Source organism: Mycoplasma seminis (assembly GCF_030718845.1).
Taxonomy (GTDB): Bacteria; Bacillota_I; Bacilli_A; order Mycoplasmatales; family Metamycoplasmataceae; genus Mycoplasmopsis; species Mycoplasmopsis seminis.
In genome coordinates, this window is record NZ_CP132191.1 from 406711 (window position 1) to 426357 (window position 19647).

The 19647-nt window shown below is 29.2% G+C and carries 11 protein-coding genes and 1 pseudogene; 10 read left to right on the forward strand and 2 right to left on the reverse strand.

Annotation, left to right across the window (positions count from 1 at the left end):
* Window positions 1–11 precede the first annotated feature (11 nt).
* Window positions 12–8186 (reverse strand): hypothetical protein, encoded by an 8175-nt coding sequence (locus Q8852_RS01855; protein ID WP_305938293.1) that lies wholly within the window; start codon window positions 8184–8186, stop codon window positions 12–14.
* A gap of 153 nt (window positions 8187–8339) precedes the next feature.
* The gene (locus Q8852_RS01860) at window positions 8340–10787 is read right to left on the reverse strand and encodes a UU173 family protein (protein WP_305938294.1); all 2448 of its coding nucleotides are present in this window, start codon (window positions 10785–10787) and stop codon (window positions 8340–8342) included.
* A gap of 387 nt (window positions 10788–11174) precedes the next feature.
* Here Q8852_RS01860 and Q8852_RS01865 point away from each other — a divergent pair, with 387 nt between their 5' ends.
* From Q8852_RS01865 to Q8852_RS01910, 10 genes and pseudogenes are all read left to right on the forward strand, one after another.
* Complete coding sequence (locus Q8852_RS01865; protein WP_305938295.1) at window positions 11175–12164, forward strand: IS30 family transposase; 990 nt, start codon at window positions 11175–11177, stop codon at window positions 12162–12164.
* A 299-nt stretch (window positions 12165–12463) separates the two neighbouring features.
* Window positions 12464–12814, forward strand: coding sequence for a hypothetical protein (locus Q8852_RS01870; protein WP_305938296.1), 351 nt, complete (start codon window positions 12464–12466; stop codon window positions 12812–12814).
* Between the two features lie 18 nt (window positions 12815–12832).
* Window positions 12833–13651 (forward strand): F0F1 ATP synthase subunit A, encoded by an 819-nt coding sequence (locus tag Q8852_RS01875; RefSeq protein ID WP_305938297.1) that lies wholly within the window; start codon window positions 12833–12835, stop codon window positions 13649–13651.
* Window positions 13652–13669: 18 nt separating this feature from the next.
* Entirely contained in the window at window positions 13670–14059 is a 390-nt protein-coding gene (gene atpE, locus Q8852_RS04530) for an ATP synthase F0 subunit C (RefSeq protein WP_369810268.1), read from the forward strand.
* Window positions 14060–14066: 7 nt separating this feature from the next.
* Window positions 14067–14642 carry a F0F1 ATP synthase subunit B gene (atpF, locus tag Q8852_RS01885; protein WP_305938298.1) on the forward strand — a complete coding sequence of 192 codons (576 nt, stop codon included), beginning with the start codon at window positions 14067–14069 and terminating at the stop codon, window positions 14640–14642.
* Between the two features lie 4 nt (window positions 14643–14646).
* Window positions 14647–15201 (forward strand): ATP synthase F1 subunit delta, encoded by a 555-nt coding sequence (gene atpH / locus Q8852_RS01890; protein ID WP_305938299.1) that lies wholly within the window; start codon window positions 14647–14649, stop codon window positions 15199–15201.
* 3 nt (window positions 15202–15204) lie between these two features.
* Window positions 15205–16791, forward strand: a complete 1587-nt coding sequence (atpA, locus tag Q8852_RS01895) for a F0F1 ATP synthase subunit alpha (protein ID WP_305938300.1) — start codon at window positions 15205–15207, stop codon at window positions 16789–16791.
* Entirely contained in the window at window positions 16791–17645 is an 855-nt protein-coding gene (atpG, locus tag Q8852_RS01900) for an ATP synthase F1 subunit gamma (RefSeq protein ID WP_305938301.1), read from the forward strand. The genes atpA and atpG overlap by 1 nt, the downstream gene beginning before the upstream one ends.
* A 20-nt stretch (window positions 17646–17665) precedes the next feature.
* Window positions 17666–19066: pseudogene (gene atpD / locus Q8852_RS01905) on the forward strand (F0F1 ATP synthase subunit beta); the annotation flags it as partial.
* Between the two features lie 134 nt (window positions 19067–19200).
* Window positions 19201–19626 carry a F0F1 ATP synthase subunit delta/epsilon gene (locus tag Q8852_RS01910; RefSeq protein WP_305938303.1) on the forward strand — a complete coding sequence of 142 codons (426 nt, stop codon included), beginning with the start codon at window positions 19201–19203 and terminating at the stop codon, window positions 19624–19626.
* The last annotated feature ends 21 nt before the right edge of the window (window positions 19627–19647 follow it).

Sequence of the window (19647 nt, forward strand, 5' to 3'; positions counted from 1 at the left end):
TCTTATAAAATTTATTTCTTCTTGTTAAATACTAATATTGCTAATCCGGCTACATATGTTAAGGTGGATGCAATTGTTAAATATCCTCATCAAGGCATATTTTGAGCCAATTGCTTAATGTTTGTTCTAAGAGATGTTTGAATTACTTTTGGAAGATTGCTGTATGTAGGAGATTTAAGAATTGATTTGATATTTTGAACATCTTGTTTTGTAATATCTTTAATTGATTTACTTTGGATGTTAAAGTAATTATTATCTTTAAGTAAATTACTTAAATCTGAATAAATTGGTTGATTAAGATCTTGAAGTAATTGGTTCACCTTAGTTTCATCATTTTTATTTAATGAATCAACAAGTTGAATTGAGTTGTTTGCTAATTCTTTTTCAGCATTTAGCTTATCATTGTATTGATTAATTAAATCTTGGTTTTTAGGATCGCTAGCTGGCTCAAGTGGTTTAATTGAACTAATTGCTGTTTGTAAATTATTTAAAGCTTCAAAGTATCCATCTGTATTGTAGCTTGAATTCATGAATGCTTTATAGCTATCAGCAAGTGATTTAAGTTTTAATAAAGCATCAATTAAATCTTTGTAATCAGTAACTTTGTTTTTATCAACCCCATTATCTAATACATTTTTATATTTATCTTGAAGGTTTGAAATATCATCGTCAGTTATTGTATTTGTGTCTTTGTCTAAGACATCTTTAATAGCTTTTGATAAGTCTCTAATTAACTCTTCTTTATTAACTTTCTTATTATTTTGATCTTGAGCAAGATCTAATATTTCTTTAGCTCTCTTATAAGTCATAGCTGCATTAAATTGAACCTTAATATTTTGCTTATCAGTATCTGATAGGTTGTTTAAAGGATCAAGGACAGAGTTAGCTCATGAAATTTTATTTCCTTGTGCATCAATAAATTGATTGCTTGGGAATAATGCAATTTCATCTGCAATTGTAGCGAGTTTATTTAATTCATTAGCAAGTGAAGTTGTAACATTAGTATTTGTTGCACTTTGCGTTTTTAAGATATCTTCAGCTTGTGTAATTAATTTAGCTACAATTGTGTTTTGGCTATTGTATGCATTGTGCAATGCATCAGTGGTATTTGTAAATAAATTAGGGTTTGCAACTTTATTTGTAATTGCTTGATATTGCGCTTTTAAGCTATTAAGAAGTTTTGTGAATTCATCTACACCATTTAAGCTTGCAACTGATTGCTTAAAGCTATTTAATAAATCAACTATTGCTTCAGGGTCATTATTACTTAAAACAATACCATCTTTCTTATTTATTACTCTATTAACTTGTTTGAAATCTTGATCAAATTTTGTTTTAATATTTTGAGTTGCATATACATATGCAATTGAAGAAATAGGATTTGCTAATAATTTAGGATCAAGTGAATTAGTGTATGCAATTAAATCTCCCATTGCTTGATTTAATTTTTGAATATTTGATAATAATTCAGTCAAGCTTTGAACTGAAACGGCTGCAATAATGTTTGCTTTGCTTAAAGTACTTTGCGCATCATTTAAGTTAGTGTATGTAGTATCAAAGTTATTTAAGGCTAATTGTTTCATTTTTGCTAATGCAGCTAAATTATTAAGAGTTGTGGCTTCTTTATTATAAGTTGCCGCATCTGCAAGCGGTGTTTGATTTAATAAAGTTGTTGCTTTAGTTAATTCAGATTTAACTTCATTAATTAATGTGAGGTTTTTAAGTGTTTCATTTACAAGTTTGGTTGCATTATCGATAGCGATAAGTAATTGATTTTTAGCAATATATTCATTAAGTTTTGTTGTTAATGATTCAAATAATATTGCTGGATTATTATTTGAAACTGCAACAATACCTTTAGTTTCATCTGTTAAGCTAGTTATGTTGTTTATTGCTTTTAATATTTCATTATTATCTTCGATATTTGATTTTTGTGTCGCTGCAATAATATCTTTAATATTTGCTAAAAAGTTTTCAAGTTGTTTTGAAAGCGATTTTACTGTTTGAGATGCTTCTGTGTATGTGATGTAAAGTTTGCTATAAGCTGGATAATTATTTAATCCATCCACTGCTTGTTGAATTGTAGTAGGGCTTTCATTTATTGTGTAATTTACAAGAGCATTATCTTTAACTAAAAGTTTATTTCATACATCAGTAATAGTTTTATCTCATTTTGTTGTATCGAGCTTATTAGCAATCTTGAGTGCTTTAACAAGAGGCTCTTGGATTATAGCATTATCCAATTGATTATTTAAATCTATATTAGTTTGAGTGTTTTTGTTTCAAATATCTTTGCTACTTGCATACTCAGCTGCATTAGCTTTAGGTAATAATTCTTTATCTTGAGATAATTGGGTATTAATTGTAGTGATAAATGCTGTTAATTTATCTGATTTATCATTTATTGTATTTACATTAGCTAAATTATTTTGCAATTTAATAGTTGAGTTAGCTAATTTCAAGATATCAACTTGCTTATTGATTTCCTCAACAGTTTTACTATCTTTATTATCATAAACGTCTTGAGCGATTGCAATTAACGGTTTAATATCATTATTATTAGCTAAAGAGTTAGCTATATCAATTTGTTTTTTAAGTTCTTCTGCTGCATTTTTAATTTGTAATTTAGCATTAGAATTAATCTTATCAATAATTGCTTGTAATCTTTTTTCCGCACTAGAAATCTCACTACTAATTGAAGGAACTTTACTTATAGCATCATTAGCTTGTACTAAAGCACCTTGAAGTTCTTTTAAGTCATCAGGATCGATTCCAGCCGGATTTTGTGCTAATGCATTACCTTGTAAAATTAAAAGATTTAAATTATTATTTTGTAATTCATTAAGCAATTTATTAATTTCATCTACATATTCATATATAAGACCTTTATCAAGCACAACTTTCGAATAATCAATTGCTTGTTGTAGTTTTTCGGATTTTTCAGGAAGTTTAATTGCTTGAGTTCTTAATGCTGTTAAATAAGTTCTTTCAGCAGTGATTAATAATAAAATATTGTTATTAATTTCATAGGTGTAATCTTGTGCAGACAAATCATTATTCTTGAGATCTTGCAATAATTTTTGTGCTTTTTGTACTTGAGTATTAAAATTGTTTCATTGAATATCTGTACTTGGTTGAACATAGACTGTTTGGGCTTTTTGGATTGATTGACTATATTTTTCTAATGCGGTTAAATTTAATATTTTATAATTGATTGCTTTAAAATCATTAATATTGATATTTCCATTTATTTTTTCATTTGATAATTTTGTTTTTAAGTTAGATATAGCTTTAGTAAATTCATCAGAAGGATTCTTGATTAATTCAGCTTCTGCTATATTTCCTTGAATATCACGAATTAAATTATTCAATTCTTTAGCTTTTAAAGGATCTACTGCTGAGAAAGAAGCTTTATAAAGTGGGTTTGATGGAATAGAAGATAAAGCTGCTGTTGTTTTTGAAGATTCAGGTGTTGCACCTTTATATAATCTAGAAAATTCACTTGGTAAATTTGTAAAACTAAATGTGTATTTAACTCTACTGTTAAATGCATCAATTTGTTGTTGTGATAAGTATGGATAATCAGAAGCTTTTAATGAAACTGTTTCAGAAGCTACTGAGATTAATTGAGCAATTTCAGCACCTCATAATTGAAGATACATGAATTTAGCCGGTAATCCCTCATATTTAATAGTATCAAATGATACATTATAATTATTTTGACTATTAAATACGGTATCAAATGAAACATTAAATGCTGTTTTTGATTCAACTGATAATTGTTCTAAGCTATTTACATATTTTCTGAATTCTTCAATTATTTTATCATTTATAGCTTTGTAGTAGCTTGAATCGTTTTCAATCAAATAATTTTCCTTAGATGGAATTAATGCTCTGAGATCATTAATTAGTTGAGGAGAAAACATTTCGGGAACAAACAATGATTTCATTTGACCTTGAATTACTTTTTCAACATAATTATTCAATGCTGCATATCTACCATTTAAACCTGAGAATAATTGTGTAGCTGTTTGAAGCAATTGTTCTGTTTTATCTGCATCATAAACAAATCATGTGTATTTTTGCGGTTGTAAACTTCACATATTTCTGAGTGCAGCTGGTGCATTGCTTTGCGCAGGTATTAATTTATCATTTAATGGATTGATATCAGTGAGTGTTTTTTCAAGTACACCTAAAATGGTTGGAATTAATGCTAAAGTATTTATGGAATCATCAGGTAATTCATTTGTGTTTCAAGTATCAAAGAATTCATTTCTTCTATCTGTGTTATATAATGAGTAGAATTTTCCATTCTTAAAAATATTATCTGGTGAGTTTGGATCAAGATACTTATCAAATATTTGTGTTTTAAGAGATTTCATAGCACTTATATTTCTAAGTACATTGATATCAATTTTTGATGTTGTATCAAAGAATGCGCTTTTAGCATTAAGTACTATGGCCGCAATACTTACTTTTGCATTCATCATACTTTGTAAGTATTGATTTAATCAATATCCCACTTGAGCATAATTAAGATTTTGATCTGAAGTAAGTAAAGCATATTTTTCTAATAATACTTCAAATATTCCACTTCATTTAGCTGAAATTCCAGAAATTTTATCCACACTATCAGCAGTATCTAATTCTTTTTTAAAGTTTTTCATTAAGAAATCAAAATACTTAGTAGCTGGATATTTGTTTGAAGGAGTTAAAAACTCATATTTTGAATTATTATTTGGATTTATTCCTTTTTGGAATGAATAATTATGATAAACAGAATCTAGTGTGGTATTTGGTATTACATATGCAATTGCATTATTTTGAAGTGAAATTGAAGGTAAATCTGGATGTAATCCATTTTGTAAATTAAGGCTTACTCCATCAATTTCACCTTTTTGCATTGCAATATTAGCAAGTTGTAAATTAGAACTAAATTTACCATCATATGTTTCATATGTATTGAGTAAGAAATCTGATGATTTAGAATTTGCTAATTTAATAGCAAAATCAAAGTAATTTACAATTGCAGTAACACTAACAGCACGTTTAGGATAGTTTTCTAATAATCTAAGGCTTGGATCGAGACTTTGAATTGCATCTAATTCATTTAAGGCATTTGTTTTTCAAACATGTAAAATATCACTAAAAGCTGGATTATTAAGTTGAACAGCTAATTTATTAATATTATTTCTAGCATCTTCAAAGTCAGTTATGATTGCTTGATATTTAGCTGCAACATCACTTGTGAGAGATTCATTAATGCTTTGAAGCTTACTAATTTCCATATTTTGCTTATTTAAGACTGCGGTTTCTTTGATATAAGTATCATTTACTGAAGTAAGTGTATTTGATAATGCATCTAATGATTGTTTAAATGCATTATAAGTAGTAACAGCTTTACCTTTGTTGATTGCTGAATATAGTGTTTCTTGAGGCACTACTTTGTATTTATTATATTCTGCAAGTGATGTTGCATATTTAGTTGTGATTTGATTAATTAATTGTACATATTGAATTAATTTATCCCTAGAATCAAGCAACATAAATGTATTTTGACCATATGAAGTAATTCTAGCACTACCTTGCAACTTATCATTTGCTTGTTTTAATAAATCTTTTGTGGTAACTGGGTTATTATCAAAACTATTAAGTCCAGCTTGTGAAAGTTGATTATAAGCTGACATTAAGTTATCAACAGCTTGCTTAATTTTAATTGCTGTATTATTTTTATCTACAACTGTGTTGTGTGATAAATCAACATCTGGAATCATATTAGGGATATTTATAAACTCTTTATAAGCTTTTATAAATTCATCCCTTGTATTTACTCCATTAATTGTAGGTGCAAAAATCATATTAGCAATGTCTCTTACTAAACTATCACCAGGAAGTGAGCTTGAATATTTAGAATATAAAAGAATGTCTAAAATTCTTTGTTTTGTTCCATTGATTTCCACTACAGCATCAGGACTTTCAGGATTTTCTAAATAACTTATAACTCCATTAACTCAATTAAATTGTTCAGAAACTTTTTTAGTATCATAATTAGCTTGTTTTAAATCATTTATTAATCCCATTCAGCTATTTTGTTTAAATAAGTCAACTAATTCACGTGAGTTTAAGCTTGAGTCATTGATTTTTGGATCTGATACATAGAGATTTTTGTTTCAATTATCATTAATTAATTGCATTAAGTATTCTTTTTGTGCTTTAGGTAATTCTTGATTTCTATAGGTTAGTTCATTAGGTTTATAAGCACCATTTGAAACATTGTTAGAGTTTCCTAACTTAATGATTGATGTTTCTTCAGCTACTTGTTTTAAGGTTCATAGCTTTTGATTTCCATACATTTGTGTAGGTTTTGAAATTGAATAAAAGTCCATTACACCATTTTGGTATAGTGAGTTTGGTACACTTGCTGTTCCACCTTTTGAATCAGCTGGATTTAAACTAATATATGTATCATTATAACTACTTAAATTATCGTTAACAAAGAAATCACTTGATTCTGGATTACTTCAAACCTTAACAAGTTTTAATTTATCAGGATTTGTAAGATCTTTATAACTTTTAATTTCTTTAGGTCAATTTGCATAATTTGTATTAAATGTTAGGTTAATATCAAACTTGTTTGTACCTTTGTTATATGCTTTTTCCTTAGCAATAGATATTTCTTCTTCTGGAATAGTAGCTATAGTGGTACCATTTCATTGGAGTTCATATCCATAACCTGTAGGTAATTGATTTACAACATTTAATTCATTTGTTCCATAATTAGGAACTGTATTCTCACTAATGTGAAGTTTGAATGTTCTAGCTTGTGTTCTTTCAAATGATTTAGAATATGAAACCACAAATGATGGATCTACTTCATCAAGGAAATTTGATCCGTAAAATGCTGTAATACCTGAGGGTGAATCATCTTTAGCAACATATTGAGCTTGTTTAGTGACTGGATCATAAAAATTACTTTGATTTTCAATAGTATCAAAATCAATAATTAATGTTGGAACATATTTACCTCAGTCATAATATTTTTGTAAAGCAGTCTTTACTTCACCATAAAATACCGTACCTACATTACTTGGTGATAATATTTCGGAAGAAGCATATGTTGAAAAATCGGAATCGTCTTTCAACTTATTGTTTAAGTATGGGTTAAAAAGTGATAAGTTAACTTTGTCACCTTGCTTAGAAATACCATCTAATAATCTTAAAGGTTCAACATTGTTACCAGTTGTATTATAAGTTCCAAAATGAAGTGTTCTAATTTCGTTTACACCTGGGAAACCTTCGTTTTCTTCATCAGCTGTAAATCCATCTTTGAAAATAATGTTTTGTTTCAAGAAATAATGATTATCATAAACTTTTTCATTTAGACTACCTTTTTCCATACCAATAACATCTTTATTTGCATAGGCATTTATAGCATCCTTATCATTAATAAAGAAATATGAGTTTCCATAGTTGTCATCCACACCTTTTTCCAATTTGTAATCATACGGTTTTCCACCTGAATCAGTACCATTTGTTTTAGTGTATTCTTGCATTTCTTGTCTTAAAACAGAAATGCGTAAAGAATTATTAGCTATTTGTAAATCTTTACTTAATGCAAATCCAAAATTAATACTTGGAGCAGTGTAATCTGGAATTTCAAAGTGAGTTTTAAATGTACCTGGATTATTAGTAAATGGGTTTTGAGGTAATCAATAGTTATTTAAAATAATTCTTCAACTTCTTTTGTTAGCAGTTGAGATTGCATATAAGTCATTTTGAGACTTAGGTGTAGTTTCGATAATGTAAGCACCTTGTTTATAATTTTCTGGATTAGCAATAATATTTGGTCCAGTATTATTATCAAAGTTAGAATATACATTAGAATATGCACTATTACGTCCGGTAAAGAATCTTACACTTTCTTTTTGTTTTCCTGTGAATTGATAGTTGTTTGATGTTGGACTAATTTCAAAAAATGTTTCAGTATTGTTTGCTGAACCGCTTTTAACTAAATTAATAAATTTATTTTTTTCAAATGTACCACTGAATTCTTTATTCGAGCTTTCAAAGTCGTCTTGGGATGATGTTTCATCTAAAGGCTGAGCAGAAATAGAGATTACTATAGGCAATGTGATCGCATTGACACTAGCGAGTGGTAAAATAATCTTTTTAAATGAATTGTTCATTTCCGTCTCCTTAGAATATTTTTTATCTACACTTTTATTTTAGCATTTTAAAAAATGCTATATCATAGGTATATTATGGGTAAAATGGAATTGTTTTCTTATTGAAAAAAAAAAAAAAACAAAAATAACTCAAAAATTGCGAGTTATTTAAGATTAATTTAGTTCTTGAATTTTAAGTTTTTTTGTGTTTTCATCCACATAATATTTGAAGTTATTACATTGAATTTTATATTCAAAATCATCGATTTCTTTGAATTTTAATCTTGCTAAATACATGATTAATTCATATACCATAATCATTGCTTTAACATCGTTTTCACAATACATTTTAAGGGCTGGAACTGTGACTTCATTTCATAAGTTATCACCGATAAGTTGAGCATGTCTTTGCATTGCTTTTTCCATAGCCATAGTACCTTTTTGAATTTCTAAATCTTTATATGGAGTTATTAATGTTTTAAGTTGTAATCCTAAGTGAGTTATGTATTTTTCTATCTTCTTAATTGAATGGTAATACATTAAATAATTAATTGAAATTATATGCGAGGTATGAGCAGTTATTTCTTTAAATTCATCATATGTAATATCATCTTTTAGCGCTATGGTGTGGTTTTTTTCGTCATCTTCAAAGAAAACATAATCTTTTAAACTTACATCAGTGTGATTTGCTACATTATTTTCTGCTTTATACAATTTAAAGCAATCAGCTAAATCGATTGTATGCGAATTTATATGGTTAACAATGTATTGAAATTCATTATATCCACCAGAAAAAATTTGATTAAATTGATTGATAAAATCTTGATTTTTCTTTTGATAAAACTCTAATTCTACTAGCTTTAAAACCTCTTTATTTCTAGTATTTTCATAAGTTTTATTATAAACAACATAACCATCTGCTTTATCACAATAAATGGTTTTAAACATCTTAACAATTTCAATTAATTGAATATTTTTAGTGTCAACCACAATATTTTCTTTTAGTATTTCTTGACCATTTTGAGTAAGGATAACTGATACTTGATTTATCACTTGATTATATGAAGGAACATTATCCAAAATTGGATATAAACTCATAAAACCTTCATAGTCATATCAGCAAATTCTAGAGTCTTTTTTATGAATATTTTTAATAATATTTAATGCTTCAATATTGAAAAAACTAGTATTATTCTTTAATTTTTCAATTTTATTTAGCATCATTTCATAAGATTTCTTCTCATTTCCTCTAAATGCGTTACCTGAATAATAATCAAATTTATTACCAATTAAATAATTTAGCATTACACTTTTATCCATTGATTTAAAAAATTCTGGGAAATCAAAAATATTTTCTTCTTCAATTGGTAAATAATTGTTTGCAAGTCATTTGACAACTTTTGAATTATCATTTTCTAAATCTGTGACTGCATAAAAATACTTAATTGCATTGTAATTTCATTTAGTCTCATTATTGAATTCATAATATGCTTTAATCATTACATTTTTATAAAACTCAAAATCTTCTAAGACAAATATTTTTTCGTTTCCATCTTTAGCAATTTTGAATTTTAAAGGTATTTTTTTCTCAAGTAATTCTTCATATGAAATTTGACTTAGGTCAAATTCTTCTAAATTTAATTCTTCTGCTTGTTTATTGTCAACTGCAACAGGGTTTTGAGTTATTAATCCAGTTTTAGCCGTTTTATAAAATGAATAGAAATCATCTTTATTGTAATATCCATTTCTTGCAATTAATACAGCATCTCCCGTTCTTCTTAAAACAAAATCCATCATAATTAAAATTGGATCTGTTTTAGCTGCTGTAGATTTATTGATTGTTTTTGAAACATAAGCGGCTCTTGCTTCAAAGAATTCTACTTTATCTCTTTTTACATCTTTGTATGAAACATTAAGCGGATTAATGATAATTTGACTGCAATCACTAAGCTGTATATCATTACGACTTAGGATTTTTTGTAAATATCAAAAATGGTAGTATTCATTATGTTTACTTCTAGCAACATAACCTAAAGTAACTATTTTTGCATTGTTTTTATCATATAAAAGCCCATCTGAACTAAAGTTAAATATTTTATCTTCTGTCTCAAATTGATAATTAAAAATTGGATCAATTATCACTTGTACATTGGGGTTTTGGTAGGCTTCCAGTGTTTTTTTAACTTTTAATTCAAATGCATCCATTGGTCTAATAAATACAACTGATTTAAGCGGAATATTGTACTTATTTAAATATCATTGGATAGCTTCTTTTTTATATCTTACATATTCATTTAGATTAATTGAAATATATGCATCAGATGTGTTTTCAAAATCAATTTCTTGAGTTATATTTGAAGCTACAATTTCATCATCTTTGATATCGAATAAGATATCTTCTTCATTAAAATCGGTATTAATTTCAAAATTTTCATCTTCTTCAGCCTCTTGAGCTTCAATAATTTGAGCTTTATGGTCTTCAGGTGACATACCTCATTTTAAAGCATATTGTTGCTCTAAAATTTTAGTTTGCATATCACTTGTGTTGTATATCATAGCTGGGTTGTTGTAGAATACTTTTTTGAAAGTATTTCACTTAATAATTACATTTTCTTTTTCCATTTTTCCTCCTTGTTTCTTGTTTTAATTTTACTTTTTAAATTTAGCAATTTTCAAAAAAATTAAAACTTTTTATTTTTGACTTTTATAACCTTAATATAGGGCTAAACATTAGCAAAAAGACAGGCATTTTGCTAATAATTTCCACATTTCCACATTTAGCCTATTTTTAAGGCTTTAAAAAAAGCAAATTTGCTAATTTTTTGCTAAAAAAATACCGCTTGAATTATATGTATACATATAAGCTCGATTGCAATATGCAGTGCAACACTTTTATTAGTTTATAATAAAAGTGGAGCACTTTTTTGCGCTCCACTGAAAACCCCTGAGAAAGGATTTCGCATACATTATACAAGAATTACAGCAAAAGTAAGATGTGTAATAGAAGCTTTGTTAAAAGAAAATTTTAGTATATCTGAAATTGCGAAAATTACTGGATTTTCAAAGAGCTCTATATCTAGAGAAATTACATACAATGCTGATTTATACGGGTATACGGCTGAATACGCACAATATAAACATGATATGAGAAATAAGTGAAAATATTATTTTAAGTTGCGCAATAAAATCGAAAAATATCCAAATTTTACAAATGTTTTTATAGATAAATTTAACAAACGTTCATTTGGAGTTAAACTTACACATACATATATTAAGTTTAATTATAATTTTGAATTTCCTTCATATAGAACTGTTTTTAATTGGATAAATTCAAACGCTTGAGAAATAACAAAAGAAGATAGGTTGAGACGTCATTATAAAAAAGGAGGAAAAAGAACTAAGAGTGCAGTTGAATTCTGAGTTGGTGCAAGATGAGTTAGACCATTTTGAACTAGACCTCAGAAAATAAATGATAGGTCAGAATTCGGTCATTGAGAAGTTGATTTTATCGTTGGAAAATCCGGAAAGGAAAACTATAACTTGTTAACTTTTACAGAAAGAAAAACAAGATACGGAATAATTAAAAAGATAAAGGGTAAAAATCCATGAAATGTTGCAGAGGTTTTATGAAATTTAATTAGAGAAAAACAATTAAATGTTAAAAGCATAACAGCTGATAATGGATTTGAGTTCTCAAAACTTTTTTATCTAGGATATAGGCTTCAAATTATTATTTATCGTGCAGACCCATATGCTTCATTTCAAAAAGGAGGAAACGAAAACTTTAATGGTTTAGTTAGAAGATTCTTTCCAAAAGGCACAAATTTTAATAATATTTCTGAAGAAGAAATATTGGCTGTACAAAATGAAATAAATAATATGCCTAGGGAAATTTTCAATTGACAATCAGCTGATGAACTATTCTATGACTGAAATTATTATAAGGATAAATGGACACCAATACCAGGTGATGAACGCTTTTTATCAGAAACAATTTAAAAAGAAAATCGAATACAGCAAAAAACAAATTTTTTAAAAATAAAAGTAAATTTTAGGGGTTTAAAAAATATCCGGAATTTTTCCAGATATTTTTTCTGTTGCAATGCACATTGCAATTAAGATTATATGTATACATATAATTTACAAAAAAACAAAAAATCACAACTGCAAAAATAAAAAAGTATTAAAATACAAATATGCAAATCGTAAGAAAAAAATCCGAAACACAAAAATTCATGCACATTTACGATATTTTCTTCACGATTATTTTTTTGTTTATTTGTGCGATATTTTTGTGTTTGATAAAAGTTAACTGTGGGTTATTTTTCGGATATGCATTAGGTGCTTTATTAATGTATGTCATTTTTAAATTAAATTGAATATTTTCTTATGTATTTCTTAGAAACAAGAAAATTAAATTGTATGCACTATTTATTTTGAAAACAGCATTATATTTTGGCTTAGTTGCTTTAATTATTTACTTAATGTTAATAATTGATTTCAACTATCTTGTTAAGCACAGTATTGAAAATCCAACGCTAATTGATAGATTTAATAAACCTATTAATATCTTTGCATTTAGTGGTGGATTGTTAACAAGTTTCATTGCTATTCTTTTCACAGAATGCATGATGCACTTAAAAAAATAAGAAGGAAGGAGGCTTGTTATGAATATGAATTATGAAGTTGGTGCTAAACCTTCCCTTTCAAACCCAGATACCTGACTTTGAAAATGGGATCAACCTCAATTACTTTCATTAATTATCACAGTAATGATAATTTTAATTATTAGCATTATTGTCTATGTTAAAGTAAGTAGAGTTAAAGAAAATGAAGCTCCAAAAGGTATAGCTCAAATTGCTGAAGCATATGTTGGTATGATTGATAACACATTTGATGATACAACAAATGGAGACAAGGTTCAAAAGTCTCGTTTATATATCTTTACATTAGCTACATTTATCTTAATAGGTAACTTAACTGCAATATTTGGTTTAGAACCAATTGTAACTTCTTACTCAATACCATTCACATTAGCATTAATGAGTTGACTTGGTATTTTTATAGTAGGAGCTATTTATCAAAAAGCTAGATATCTAAAAAGTTTTCTTAACCCTTTAGATTTACCCGGTAAAATTTCGCCTCTTATTTCCTTAAGTTTCCGTATTTATGGGAATGTTATAGGTGGAACAACTGTTATTTTCTTAGTTTATTCAATTTTTGGATACCTTTGAACACTTATTCCAGGAATAGGAAATGGAAACCATGAGTGATACTTCCTTGCGGTTTTAGTATCACCTGCGCTTCACTTCTATTTTGACTTATTCGGATCAACTCTTCAAGCTTATATCTTTACATTGCTAACCACAGTGTATTGAGTAGTTGAAGCTGGTGAACCAAGTGAAGGAAAAGTTAAAGATAAAAAAGCTAAGAAGACTCTTAATGAAAGAGCTGAAGCCTGAACTTCTGCTCAAGCAATTTATTAAATTTAAAAGGAGATTAAAATGATTGAAACAGTTACAAAATTATTAGAAAACGTTGCAACTACAGCTACAACAGCAACTACAGCTACAAATGCAGCTGATGTTGCTACTACACAAGCAAATGGTTCAACAACTGATGCTATTGTTAAAGGATTTGAACAATTCGGTCAATCAATGTCATCAGGTCTTTCAACAGGACTTGCTGCTTTAGGTGCTGGACTTGCTGCAATCGGTGTTCTTGGAACAGGGATTGGACAAGGATATGCTGCTGGTAAAGCTGCTGAAGCTGTAGGAAGAAACCCAGAAGCTGAATCAAAAATCCGTCTTATGTTAATCATTGGGGCAGGGATTGCTGAAACTGCTGCTATTTATGCTTTCATCGTTGCTTTAGTTTTAATGTTCGCAAAATAATTAAAACATGATTGAAACCTTAAATCACATTGCGTATGCTGTAGATACACCTGTGAGTGTAAAAGATGGAGTTACAGAAAAATTCTCTAACTTATTTCCAAGCTTACCAATGGTCATTGCAACATTACTTGCTTTTGCTGTTGTATTTGTTATTCTTACTTGACTTCTTTACAAACCAGTTAAGAAGATGATGAAAAGAAGAGCTGATTACATCCAAAGCAATATTGATGATGCAGTCAAACAAAAAGAATTAAGCTACCAAGCTAAAAATGAAGCAAATGAAAAACTTCAAGATGCTCATAAACAAGCTGATAGCATAATAACAAAAGCAAAAATAAAAGCTAGCGAAGTTTCTCGTTCTTACACAGAAAAAGCTAAAGCTGAATCAAAACGTCTACTAGAAGAAACTTCACAAGATATTGCTTCTCAAAAAAGAGAATTCGATGCAAATGCTAAGAAATATATTGTGACAGTTGCAACTGAACTAGCAGAAAAAATTCTTAAAAGAGAAATTACCCCTGAAACGCAAACCGAAATTATTGATCAATTCTTAAACTCTAACAAAACCCCAGAGGAATTGTAATTAAATGTACGTAAAAAGAAATGTATCAGCCTATGCTGTCGCAATTTACGATTTAGTTAAAGAGCAAAATAAATTTGAAGAAATTCAATCACAATTTGAAACTGTTAAAGATATGTTCGCACTTCATCCAGAATTTATGTCTTACTTAGGTAATGATTTAATTCCTGAAGAGGAAAGAATGAAAACCATCGATATTGCTTTTGATACTTTTGATGAAATTATCCGTAATACATTAAAAGTTATCATCTCACGTCGTATGGCTTCTTACATAGTTAAAATTATTATTGAATACCTTAAATTATCAAATAACGAATTAAAAATTCGGTTCGCTATAGTTCAATCTGCATTTCCACTTTCAGAGCAACAATTAGATGCAATTAGAGAAAAAGTACAAAGCGTTACACGTAGAACTGTTGTACTTAAAAACGAAGTTGTGCCTGGATTAATTAGTGGAATCAAAATTGTTTCTAAGACAGAAGTTTTAGAAATGAATTTACTTCATGACTTAATTAAATTAAGAAATGAAGTTATTAAACATGAAAATGAAAAGGAGGTGTAACATATGGCTATCAAATTAGATGATATTTCTGCAATTATTAAAGACCGTATCAAAAATATGGGTAAAACTGCAGATAGATCAGAAATTGGACAAGTTATTTCAATTGGTGATGGTATTGCTGTTGTTTCAGGACTTAACAAAGTTAAAAACAGTGAAATCGTAGAATTTGAAAATGGTGTATATGGTCTTGCACTTAACCTTGAAGAAGAAACTGTAGGGGTAGCACTTTTTGGTGATGCTAACTCAGTATCTGAAGGTTACACAGTTAAAAGAACTGGTCAAGTTATTTCTGTTAATGTTGGTGATAACTTACTTGGACGTGTGGTTAATGCACTTGCTCAACCAATTGATGGTAAAGGTCCAATTCAAAATACAGTAACTAGCGAAATTTTCAAAGTTGCTCCTGGTGTTATGACTCGTGAAGAAGTTAACCAGCCACTTGAAACTGGTATTATTGCAATTGATACTATGATTCCAATTGGAAAAGGACAACGTGAGCTTATTATCGGTGATAGACAAACAGGTAAAACAGCTATAGCAATTGATACAATAATTAACCAAAAAGATAAAAATGTTAAATGTGTTTACGTTGCTATTGGGCAAAAAAATTCAACAGTTGCTCAAATCGTTAACAAATTAAATGAGTTTGGAGCTTTAGACTATACAACTATTGTTGTAGCTGGAGCTAGCGAACTTGCACCTCAACAATACATTGCTCCTTATACTGGAGTAACTATTGCTGAATATTGAATGTCTCGTGGAGAAGACGTTTTAATAGTGTATGATGATCTTTCAAAACATGCTATCGCATATAGAACACTCTCATTATTATTACGTCGTCCACCTGGACGTGAAGCTTACCCTGGAGATGTTTTCTATCTTCACTCACAATTACTTGAACGTGCTGCTAGATTAAATAAAGAAAATGGTGGTGGTTCAATTACAGCACTACCTATCATTGAAACTCAACAAGGTGATATCTCAGCTTATATCCCTACAAACGTTATTTCAATTACAGATGGTCAAATCTTTACTAAAGAATCATTATTTAACTCAGGACAAAGACCTGCAGTTGACATTGGTTTCTCAGTGTCTCGTGTTGGATCTGCTGTGCAAATTAAAGCTATGAAACAAGTTGTTGGTTCATTAAAACTTGAACTTGCTCAATACAATGAAATGCAAGCTTTTGCTCAATTTGGATCAGACCTTGATGATTCAACTAAAACAATTCTTGAACACGGAGCTAAAGTGTATGAACTTCTAAAACAAGAACAATACTTTGCTATTTCACAACCTGCTCAAGCAATTATTCTTGTCGGAGTTAAAGAAAGAATCATTAACCCATTACCTGCACAATACATCCACGAATACCGTGATGCAGTGCTTACATATCTAAAATCAGATTCTGAAGGAATTAAGATTTATGCTGACATTACTAACAGCGGAAAAATTAGTGATGAAAACTATAAATTAATTGAAAAAGCATTAATTAAGATTGTTAAAGATATTATTGCTGGTATCCCTAACTACGATCCAAAAATGTATAAAGCATTTCCAAGTAAATACGAAGCTGATATCGAAAGCTTATAATGGCTAACTTAAATAGTTTAAAAAATAGAATTTCAGTTGTATCAAACACTAGAAAAATCACTAACGCTATGCAACTCGTTTCAACTGCGAAATTACGTAGAATCAGAACACAATTTGCTAGTGTTGATGCTTATTTAAAAACACTTCAAGATACTTTTGATGAATTAATCTCACACGTTGAACCGAGAGATTTCTTCAATATTTTCCCTGAAAATAAAGAAGTATCAGCTAACTTACATATTGTTATGACCAGTGATTTAGGACTTTGTGGTTCATATAATCACAACATTATTAAGTTACTTAAAAGTGCTTTAAGACCTGAAGATAAAATTATTGTAATCGGATTAAAAGGATATTCAATGATTCAATCTTTAGGAGCGGGTGATAACATTATTATGAAATTTACTGAAATAGGAGAAGCTGTTTCATATGAAATAGGTTCAATTATTTCTAAAAAAGCATTACAACTTTATAAAAATAAAGAAATTGCTAATGTATATTTCTACTACACTGAATTTATTAACAATATTTTACAAGAAGCTGTATCTTTAAAACTTTTCCCATTTACAATACCTGAAAAATCTCAGAAAAAAGATACTAGTGTAATTGAATTTGAACCCAACTCAGAAGTTGTTTTAAAAAACTCAATTCCACTTTATCTTGCAAGTATGGTATTTGGACTTGGAACAAGTTCTAAAATATCAGAAATGGCTTCGAGAAGAAATGCTATGGAAAATGCTACTAAAAACGCTGACGATTTAACTAAAGAACTTATGCTTGAATATAACCGTAAGCGTCAAAGTAATATTACACAAGAAATTAATGAGATTGTAGCTGGAGCAGATGCTACTTAATAATAAAAAGGAGGATAATTATGATTAAAAATGAAGGTACTATTGTACAAATTTTAGGGCCTGTTGTCGATGTTAGATTTGACGAAGGTAAATTACCTCACTTACTTAATGCTTTAACTTTAGAACATGATGGAGAAAAATTCACATTTGAAGTTGCTCAACACATCGGAGATGATACAGCTAGAACTATTTCAATGGTTTCTACAAACGGACTTCAAAGAGGAATGAAAGTACTTGATACAGGAGCTCCAATTGAAGTTCCAGTAGGTAATGAAGTATTAGGAAGAATGTTTGACGTGCTTGGTGATCCAATTGATAATAAACCATTTCCTAAAGGATGTGAAAAATCACCAATCCATGCACCTTCTCCTTCATATGAAGAACAAAAAACATCTTCAGAAATTTTAGAAACTGGTATTAAAGTTATCGACCTTTTAATCCCATATGCTAAAGGGGGAAAAATTGGTCTATTTGGTGGAGCTGGAGTTGGTAAAACAGTTCTTGTTCAAGAGCTTATCAACAACATCGCTACCGAACATAACGGACTTTCAGTTTTCGCTGGAGTTGGAGAAAGAACACGTGAAGGAAATGACCTTTACCACGAAATGAAGGCAGCAGGTGTTTTAGATAAAACAGCACTTGTTTTCGGACAAATGAACGAACCACCTGGGGCACGTATGAGAGTTGCTTTAACAGGGCTTACAATGGCTGAATACTTCAGAGATAGACAAAACCAAGATGTGCTTTTATTCATCGATAATATCTTTAGATTTACACAAGCTGGTAGTGAGGTTTCTGCCTTACTAGGACGTATGCCTTCAGCTGTTGGATATCAACCTACACTTGCAACTGAAATGGGTGCTTTACAAGAAAGAATTACATCTACTCGTAGAGGATCAATTACTTCAGTTCAAGCAGTTTATGTTCCTGCTGATGACTTAACCGACCCAGCTCCTGCTACAACATTCACTCACCTAGATGCTAAAACAGTTCTAGAACGTAGTATTGCAGCACTTGGAATTTATCCAGCTATCGACCCACTTAACTCATCATCAAGACTTCTTGATCCACTTATCGTTGGACAAGAACACTATAATGTAGCACAAGAAGTTGTTGCTATCTTACAAAGATTCAAAGAACTTCAAGATATTATTGCTATCCTTGGGATGGGTGAATTATCTGAAGAAGATAAAAGAATCGTTGCTAGAGCAAGAAGAATTAGAAACTTCCTTTCACAACCATTCACCGTTGCTGAAAAATTCTCAGGAATTAAAGGACAATATGTTCCTTTAAGCGAAACAATTAGAAGTTTCAAAGTTATTTTATCTGGTGAACTTGATGAATATCCTGAAGATATCTTTAGATATGCAGGAAGCATTGATGATGTTATTTCACGTTACCAAGCTCTACACAAAGATAAAGCTCCAGTAGCTGAAGAAACAACTGAAGATTCAGTTGATAAAGCAGCAGTAGCTGAAGCTAGTGAAGACCAAAATGAATTAACAGAAGATTTAGTTGATTCACCAGTTGGTTTAGAAAACAAAAAGACTAAATAATGTCACAAGATAAAGTTTATTTAACAATCACAGTACCTAGTGGAATTTTTTATGAAGGTAGCGTTGATATTGTTACATTAAAAACAGCTTCAGGTTATATTGGGCTTCAAGCTGGAAGAACACCATTATTTTCAAACGTTGAAATGGGTAATTTAACCATTGGGTGAGAAAATAAACCAGAAACAATTAGATGTTACATTGGTGGTGGTCTAGTTTATGCTGATGCAACTAAAATCAATATAATTACTGATGATATTATCAATGTTAAAAACATTGATGTGCAAAGAGCTCTACGTGATAGAGATAGATTGATTCGTCAAATTGAAGAAGCTTTACACAACGCTTCAGTAGATAAATTGAAACTTGAAACTAAACTTAAAAAAGCTCTTCTCAAAATTGATGCATACAATAATTTCAATAAATAATAATAGTAGCCACTAGGCTAC